This window comes from Moorena sp. SIO3B2 (assembly GCF_010692525.1).
Taxonomy (GTDB): domain Bacteria; phylum Cyanobacteriota; class Cyanobacteriia; order Cyanobacteriales; family Coleofasciculaceae; genus Moorena; species Moorena producens.
The window spans coordinates 1-5335 of sequence record NZ_JAAHHE010000397.1; the positions used below are offsets into that span (position 1 = coordinate 1).

Consider the following 5335-nt stretch of genomic DNA (forward strand, 5'->3'; position numbering starts at 1 on the left):
CTGCATCGCTTACAAAGGGTGTGAGACTTTTGTCATGTCCTAACTGCCCTGGCGACTGCTATACAAGCCCATGGCTGTAATCAACGGAACTGGGAAGTTGATTCGTGATTGCAAAACCAATAGCTAGTAATGGGTAAGCATTCAGCCCTCAGCTGTCAGCCGTTGGCCGTTGGCCAAAGCTAACAGCTGAATGCTTACAGTAATGCATCGCTATTTCTGCCGTCTTGTACTAGCTAATACTTTTCGGTAAATTGCCGAGTTGATTGACCGAATACGTCTCCTCCAAACAGATAGTAAACCTTTCAAACTGGCTCCTAGGGTGCTGCCCAAACGGGCAATCGCTCTAAATCATGTTGATTGCATACCTAGCACTATTCGGTAAATTCGCAACTTATAGTAAAATCATTCCACCAAGAGACTTGCCATCGACTTGCCATTTAACTAAGCACAGGTCGATCTCTGTTAGTGTATTTTGGTCGAAACGATGGAAAACCTTAAGAGTACAATCAACAGTACAATCAACCTAATCAAAGAAAGGATCTTTGAATCCGACTTCCAGCTCCCCAACATTCCTGTTGCCACGATAGTGATTGTGGTGCTCATCCTCCTCTTCACCCATATATTGCGAGGGTTGTTTACTTCAATAATCATTCACAGACTCGAGCGTCTGACTAGCGGTACAGAAACCACCCATGACGATGAGTTCATTAGGATTCTTAAGCAACCATTAGGCTGGCTAATTTGGATCGGTGGACTATGGCTAGTACATCTAGTTGTGGCAACCCATCTTAGTGATACACAGAATCAGAAAATCCCGGAGTTTCTGTTTGTGAGCGTTCTGTTCATTGCTACCTATATTCTTTACCGTGCTGCTCCACTACTGGGGGAGCTTCTAGCCGGATTGGCGGCAAACACTGAAACTGAACTCGACGATTTGTTCGTGCCGTACTTCCCAAAGCTTTTTCAGATCGCAGCAATCCTGATTGCTGCCATTAAAGCCAGTGAGATTGTGTTGGGGGCATCTGCCGGTGCACTGATCGGTCTACTCGGTGGCGCAGGTGTCGCCTTAGGTTTGTTATTCAAAGACATTGTCTATGACTGGTGTTGTACGGTGATTATCTACGCTGATGGTCTCTATAAACCCGGTGACGTGATAGTATTGGACGGAGTAAGTGGTAGGGTTAAGATACTCAATATTGGTCTGAGAAGTACAAGGCTTCTTATTACTGAGTGGGGTTATATCAAAAAACTTCCCAATTCTAAAATGATTTCTGGAATTTTTGCAAATTGGTCAGATAAGACTGGCGATACGGTTCAGTGGGGCATAAATTTAAATCTGAAAATTGATGGGATTTCGGCTGAGCAAACTAGGCGAATTTGTCAGGCTATTAAAGAAAACGTTTCCTCTATCGATGGCTTGAACAAGGAGAAAATTTTAGTTGTATTTTCTCGCCTTGAACAGAATGCTCGTGTGATTAAAATTAGGGTATTTGTGATTGAGCCCAAGCTCTACTATGATGTCCAGAGCAACTTGAATCTAGCCGTATTAGAAATCCTGGAAAACGAGGAGATTAATCAGCTCCATGTTTATCTGAGAAAGGAACTTAACTGGTTGCCTGACACCAGTATGAATTAGGAACAATCGTAAGCTATCAGCTATCAGCTATCAGCTATCAGCTATCAGCTATCAGCTATCAGCTATCAGCTATCAGCTATAGCTGATAGCTATGAGGTACACATTATTTTTTCCCTCTTCCCTCTTCCCTCTTCCCTCTTCCGAAGTCCCTGCTCCCTGCTCCCTGCTCCCTAAAACCCAGATATTTGTACCTCATGGGTATAAGAATTGCTATATCAGCTATCAGCTATCAGCTATCAGCTATCAGCTATCAGCTTTTGAATAAAATAAGCTGACGGCTGACGGCTGACCACTGACCACTGACCACTGACGGCTGACCACTGACGGCACCTCAAGCAGCGTGGGCGTAGCGCATATGCTTACGGGAATTCGGAGCACGGAAGACCACAGCTTCATCCTCTAATTCCATTGACATAGGCAGCTGTCAAAGCTTGTTGAGGTGATTCAAAAATCTGCTCCACACAGCCGTATTCAATCAATCGCCCCACTGCTTCTTTAACCCAGAAGACGGCAGTATAGTCAGCAATTCGTCTAGCTTGAGCTAGGTTGTGGGTAACAATCACCAGGGTGTAGCGTCCCCTGAGCCTAGCTATCAAATCTTCGACTACACCGCTGGATATGGGATCGAGGGCACTACAGGGTTCATCTAACAGGAGTACTTCCGGTTGCAACACCAAGGCACGGGCAATGCACAGGCGCTGCTTTTGACCACCAGACAGAGCAAGAGCCGAGGTGTGGAGTCGGTCTTTGACTTCATCCCACAAACCCACATCCCGGAGTGCAGTTTCGATGAGCTGAGCAATGTTAGCCCGGTTTTTAACACCATGTTCCCGCAACGGAAAGGCCAGATTCTTCCAGATTGAGAAGGGGAAGGGACTTGGCTTTTGGAAAATCATTCCAACACGACGGCGAAGTGCAATTAGCTCCATAGCACCACCCTTTGCGATCGCATCCATCCGAGGACTCAGCACATCCAGGGAACCAAAGCGAATTCTACCTGTAACTTTAGCATTAGGAATCAAATCTGTCAAGCGGTTGAGGCAACTTAAAAAACTAGTCTTGCCACAACCAGATGGTCCCACTAGTGCGGTAATCGAACCTGTATAAATTGGCAACGATACATCAGCAAAGGCCGGTTTTGTTCCATAATGTAAACATAGCCGCTCGGTCTGAATCAATGGGTCGTTTATAGACTGGCTTACCGGTAATTTTTCAATTGTGTTTAAAGGGTTAACCATTGTTTTTGGGAATTGTTAATGTTCTAGAAATTCTAAGACTTGTGAGGTACAAATATCTGGGTTTTAGGGAGCAGGGACTGAGGCCTTAGGCCACGCTACGCGAACGGAGCAGGTAAGAGGGAAGTCGGAAGTGGGAAGAGGGCAAAAATAATGTGTACCTCATAGCTACGAGAAACGCTATAATTGTTAATTAGTAATTAGGTAAGCCGTCAGCAATCAGCTTATTTTATTCAAAAAGCTGATTGCTGATTGCTGATTGCTGATTGCTTACAAACAGACTCCACCCTCCGATGCAACCAATACTCAGTCATCCATGCTGCTGTACCATTAATCAGCAACAACAACACTAGCAACACTAAAGCTGAGGCGTAAGCATTAGCATTTCCCCCTGTTACATTCATCGACAAATCAAAAATATGAATCGAGAGCGATCGCCCAGAATCCAGCAAAGACTCTGGCATCCGATCCACATAACCACTAGTAAAGATCAGTGCTGCGGTTTCAGCGATCGCTCGCCCTATCCCTAACACTAATCCCACCACTACTCCCGGTGCTGCCGCTGGTAACAGCAAATTCCAGAGAGTGGTAGTGCGGGATAAACCAAGGGCAGTGGCAGAAAGCCGATAATCATCAGTAACGGCGCGAAACCCTTCCTCTGTTGATCGAATTAGGATTGGCAACACCATACAGGCTAATGTCAACCCCCCAGATAAAATCGAAAAGCCTAGCCCTAGGGTTTTGCAGAAAAAGGCATTGCCAAATAGTCCAAACACAATCGACGGTACCCCTGCTAGCACATCTAAGCTACGACGAACCAGACGCCCGAAAATACTCTTAGTATCTGTGAACTCAGCTAGCAGTATTGCTGTGCCTACTCCAATCGGAATAGAAACGGTCATACATACACCCAAAATTAGGACAGTGGAAACCAGAATTGGACCAATCCCTCCTTCCCGTCCAGCATTCTTTGGTGCAGTAGTCAGGAATTCCCAGTTAATTTGTCCGACACCGTGCCAGACGATATCACTCAAAATCCAGAGGAATACAGCAGTTACGAACAGTGCGATCGCCCAAATCATCACTGTTGAAACTTGGAAGTTGTCGGTTGCAGGTTGCAGGTTGTCGGTTGCAGGTTGCAGGTTGTTGGTTGTCGGTTGTGGCTTGGTTTTCATATCATCTCCGGATAATTAGTGATCAAAAACCTTCTCCGATAAAACCTTACTCCTTTACTTCTGCCTTCTGCCTTCTGCCTTCTGCCTTCGATTCGGCTAGAGTGTAAGTATTCAACCGGACATGATATCAGAGGATTCTTACTCATAGATTCCTTCCTTGCTGATCATTTCTGCAATTGCTACCAGTACCAAAATTATTGCCATCAGCAGCAAGCCACTGACAAAAAGTGCTGAGCGGTGATTGCCCATAGCGTAAGCCATTTCCAAGGCGATATTGGCAGTAAGAGTTCGCATCGGCTCAAATAAGCTTTTGGGAATTTGCACCACATTGCCACACACCATCAGCACCGCCATAGTTTCTCCAATCGCCCGTCCTGTTCCTAAAATCAAGCCAGTAAACAGCCCCGACTTAGCAGCCGGAAACACAACACCTCTGACTGTTGCCCAGCGGGATAGTCCCAGAGCCGCTGCTCCCTGTAGGTATTCTGGAGCGACTTTGGCAAAGCTAGCGTCTGCGGTCAGAGCAATAGTTGGCAAAATCATCAGGGTCAGAATCGCAATTCCAGCTAGAAGACTGGCTCCTGGTGGTTGGAAGCGTCCAATTAGGGGAACTAGCTCCACCAAACCCCAGAATCCGTAAACAACTGAGGGCATCCCTGCCAACAATTCAATTAGCCGTCGATAAAGTCCAGCAATGGATGAAGGCGCGTAATACTGACAAAAGACTGCAGATAGAATGCCCAGGGGTGTGGCTACTACCATCGCCCCAGCCGTGACGAATAGGGTACCCCAAAGCATGGGGGTGAAGTTGTAAAGACTCTCCGCAGGATGCCAGGATGGATCGGTAAAAAAGGGGAGTAATCCCACTTGTCCCAATACTGGCAGGGCTTCCGTGATTAGGAACACAAGAATCAGCACCACGATAGCACCAGCCACCACAGCACAGCCTTGTAGGATCGAGATCAGGAGAGTATCACTCCGAAAAAAATTGAGCATTTAGAATTGGGAATTTAGAATTTAGAATTTAGAATTGGGAATTTAGAATTTAGAATTTAGAATTTAGAATTTAGAATTGGGAATTTAGAATTGGGAATTTAGAATTGGGAATTTAGAATTGGGAATTTAGAATTGGGAATTTAGAATTGGGAATTGGTAAGGAGCAAAGGTATAATTCTTCATTCTTCATTCTTCATTCTTCATTCTTCATTCTTCATTCTTCATTCTTCATTCTTCATTCTTCATTCTTCATTCTTCGAGGGGGACAAAGTTTTGCTCTTTAACAATGTCTT

At 45.4% G+C, this 5335-nt stretch carries 5 protein-coding genes; 1 reads left to right on the plus strand and 4 read right to left on the minus strand.

The window, feature by feature from the left end:
- The first annotated feature begins 484 nt into the window (after positions 1-484).
- The gene (locus tag F6K38_RS34525) at positions 485-1636 is read left to right on the plus strand and encodes a mechanosensitive ion channel family protein (protein WP_008190393.1); all 1152 of its coding nucleotides are present in this window, start codon (positions 485-487) and stop codon (positions 1634-1636) included.
- Positions 1637-1879: 243 nt separating this feature from the next.
- Here F6K38_RS34525 and F6K38_RS34530 read toward each other — a convergent pair whose 3' ends face one another.
- The 4 genes from F6K38_RS34530 to pstC form a co-directional block, all read right to left on the minus strand.
- Positions 1880-2032: a hypothetical protein gene (locus F6K38_RS34530; RefSeq protein WP_287250094.1), complete on the minus strand. Its 153-nt coding sequence runs from the start codon at positions 2030-2032 to the stop codon at positions 1880-1882.
- Positions 2029-2874: a phosphate ABC transporter ATP-binding protein gene (locus F6K38_RS34535; protein ID WP_008190397.1), complete on the minus strand. Its 846-nt coding sequence runs from the start codon at positions 2872-2874 to the stop codon at positions 2029-2031. The genes F6K38_RS34530 and F6K38_RS34535 overlap by 4 nt, the downstream gene beginning before the upstream one ends.
- A 230-nt stretch (positions 2875-3104) precedes the next feature.
- Positions 3105-3953 carry a phosphate ABC transporter permease PstA gene (gene pstA / locus F6K38_RS34540; RefSeq protein WP_502709629.1) on the minus strand — a complete coding sequence of 283 codons (849 nt, stop codon included), beginning with the start codon at positions 3951-3953 and terminating at the stop codon, positions 3105-3107.
- A gap of 231 nt (positions 3954-4184) precedes the next feature.
- Entirely contained in the window at positions 4185-5042 is an 858-nt protein-coding gene (gene pstC, locus F6K38_RS34545) for a phosphate ABC transporter permease subunit PstC (RefSeq protein WP_287359630.1), read from the minus strand.
- Positions 5043-5335: the final 293 nt, after the last annotated feature.